This is a genomic window from Alloiococcus otitis ATCC 51267, from assembly GCF_000315445.1.
Classification (GTDB): domain Bacteria; phylum Bacillota; class Bacilli; order Lactobacillales; family Carnobacteriaceae_A; genus Alloiococcus; species Alloiococcus otitis.
The window spans coordinates 112,850-115,722 of record NZ_JH992961.1 but is presented as its reverse complement, the minus strand read 5'-3'; the positions used below and the strand labels follow the sequence as shown (position 1 = coordinate 115,722).

General features: G+C 43.5%; 2 protein-coding genes. One reads left to right on the top strand and one right to left on the bottom strand.

Features of this window, described 5'->3' with window-relative positions:
* Positions 1-1,622, bottom strand: a 1,622-nt coding sequence (locus HMPREF9698_RS08975) for a muramidase family protein (protein ID WP_003778894.1), incomplete at its 3' end; no start/stop codon positions are given.
* Between the two features lie 187 nt (positions 1,623-1,809).
* Here HMPREF9698_RS08975 and mnmM point away from each other — a divergent pair.
* The gene (gene mnmM, locus HMPREF9698_RS07380; RefSeq protein ID WP_003778892.1) at positions 1,810-2,373 is read left to right on the top strand and encodes a tRNA 5-(aminomethyl)-2-thiouridylate-methyltransferase MnmM; all 564 of its coding nucleotides are present in this window, start codon (positions 1,810-1,812) and stop codon (positions 2,371-2,373) included.
* The last annotated feature ends 500 nt before the right edge of the window (positions 2,374-2,873 follow it).

Here is a 2,873-nt window from a genome sequence, read left to right as displayed (position 1 = left end):
GCTTGTTTGCCTTGGCTTGGTCCTGCAACCCGGAGGACTTGGCCTGGGTGGATGAGGTCACTGGTCAAGTTGTTCCAGTTTTTCAACTGGCCAACGGTAACATTGTAGTTTTGGCCAATCCGGTAGAGGCTGTCACCTGGTTGAACTACATAAGTGCCAGCGGAAGTTTGGCTTGGGTTTGCCGAGTAATATCTTTGGCCTTTTTGCTTGTCGTTGTCAACTGGAACAGTATTTGTGTTGTTAGCTGGAACTGGGCCATTGTCAAACCGGGTTAAGTCCCATTGTTCAATAATTCTATTTAGTTTTTTATCGTAGTTACGGTCAGTTGCATAACGACCAGTTAACCAACGAGTTGCATCCCGGTAAGTATTGGTATTTTCTTTCCAAGTACCAGAATAGTAGTTAGGGTCCCATGAAAGACCGTTCCGTAACTTATCAGCATAGTCTCTAAGGGAAGCAGTGTAGTTAGGGTAGCTTCTAAAGTTGTCGCGGATGGTAACCATCCCATTTTGGGTGTCTTCTTGGGTTGAGAAATTAGCCGTTTGACCATTGTAACTACCCTTCATCCCGAATAAGTTGTGGTGTGGCGGTTGGGACAAACTACTTTTACCGTAACCAGTTTCTAAAGCAGCTTGGGCAATCATCACTGAAGCATACAAGTTGTACTCGTCCGCTACTTGGGAAGCTTCGGCCGAAATATTATCAATGAATTCATTACCAGTTTTAATAGTCTCTTGTGGAGCTGGTGTAGCGGCGAAAGTTTGGATCTCAAAGTCTCTCCGTCCCCCAGCACTGTCCACATTCGCTTGGTGAAGGGTCAAGGTTTGGCCTACCCGTAAGTTATTTGGATTATTAATATTGTTAATGGCAGCTAATTTTTCAGCACTGGTATTGTAGTCCCGAGCGATACTGTAGAGGGTTTCACCTGGTTGAACGACATGGTCTTGGGCTTGGGAGCTTTTGAGGGCAGGGGCATTCGGGTCAACCTGTCTCAAACCCGGTTCTTCTTTAGCCTGGACTTGTTGGTTTGGATCCTGACCTTGGTCTTCTAAGTTTTCAGGCTCAACTAGTTCTTCTTCAGTGACTTCAGTTTTTTCTTGGTCTTGTGCCACTTCAGTTTCGTCCGGTTTTTCTTGGTCAGGATTGGCAAGCTCTTGGTCTTCCGCCTTGTCTTCTTCGTTTTCCACAGAATCATCAGTTTCTTCTGCTTCAGCTTCTTCTAAGTCAGCTTTTTCATCTCTTTCAACCGGTTCTTCCGGCTCTGGTGAACTTTCGTCTTCCGCTTGTTCTTGACTAGCTTGGTTATTTGCATTCACGGATTGGATAAAGGCATTTGCTACATTTTCCAATTCCGCCGGAGTCATCTCAGCAATGTTGAGGTGGCCAATTAAATTCGCCCCACCATTGTTTAAGATCTGGTTGATAATTTGGGTCTTCAAATTTTCCTGGACTTGAGGGTCATTTGAAGACTTGTATATACCAAGTAAAGTACTAACCTCTTGACCAGGGTCTTCTTGGGCAGAAACTTGGTTCATTGCTCCCCCCAGGGCCAGGCTTCCCGCTGCAATCCCCAAGGTTAAAGCCGTCTTAAATTTAAAATTATGTATATGCGATAGTTTCACCGTTCATCCGCTCCCTTTTCCTCATAATCATAATTTAATACAAGTAAAGTATACAAATTATAAGGATAATTAGGAAGTAGTATTATACAATTGTTATAAATGTAAAGGAAATGAAATATACAACGCTTGCTTTTTGACCGATCTCTTCGTTATAAATAGGAATAAAGATATTTTTAGGAGGCAAATAATGTTAAAAAATGCCCTAGCTTTTAGCCACCAACTTTTACAAGACCAAGTCGAAAAAGGTGACTTGGTCATCGATGCCACCCTTGGGAATGGCAAGGATGCCTTATTTTTATCTAACTTAGTGGGAAAAGAAGGGAAACTTATTGGCTTTGATATCCAAGTTCAAGCACTGGCAAAAACTCAAGAACGACTAGAAGCTGAATCTTGTCCAGCAAAAACCACTTTGTTTTTAGCTGGGCATGAAAACATGGCTTCTTATTGCCACAACGATTCTGCTAAAGCTATCGTTTTTAACCTGGGTTACCTGCCGGGTAGCGACAAAACCCTAACTACCCAAGCCCAAACGACCATCAAGGCTGTTGAAGCAGGCCTAGACATCCTCCAGCCAGGTGGATTAATGACCCTGATGGTCTATGCCGGTCATTCAGAGGGTCAAGTCGAAAAAGAAGAATTAGAAGTCTACCTCCAAGGCTTAGACCAAAGTAATTACACTGTCTTTAAGTACCAACCCCTAAACCAGAAGAATACGCCACCCTACCTTCTGGCCATTGAGAAGTTGGCATAAGGCTTGGGAAGATAAGGTGGATGAAAATTCATAGATCGGTAACGGTTGGTGATTTTATTCACCAATATCCTATTTTAACTTAGCTCCACTTCCTGCTTTTTCTTCTCTATTTACTTTGACCGGTTTTTTTGCTGAGTAGGAATATGTCATTTAATTCTATAACTGACTTTCCACTTCACAACTCGTTTATTGGCCCGCGATTGTCGCGTTATTACGCCAGAACTCGGTTATCGGCCGGCAATTGTCGCGTTATTACGCCAGAACTCCTTTATCACTCACCGATTGTCGCGTTATTACTTCAGAACTCCTTTATCCCTCACCGATTGTCGCGTTGTTACGCCAAAACTCGTTTATCGGCCGACAATTGTCGCGTTGTTACGCCAGAAGTCGTTTATCGCTCACCGATTGTCGCGTTATTACGCCAGAACTCGTTTATTGCTCACCGATTGTCGCGTTGTTACGCCAGAAGTCGTTTATCGCTCACCGATTGTCGCGTTATT

Bases quoted from the DNA above. Each gene is read 5' to 3' on its own strand.
- mnmM (WP_003778892.1), top strand. From the start codon at position 1,810: ATGTTAAAAAATGCCCTAGCTTTTAGCCACCAACTTTTACAAGACCAA.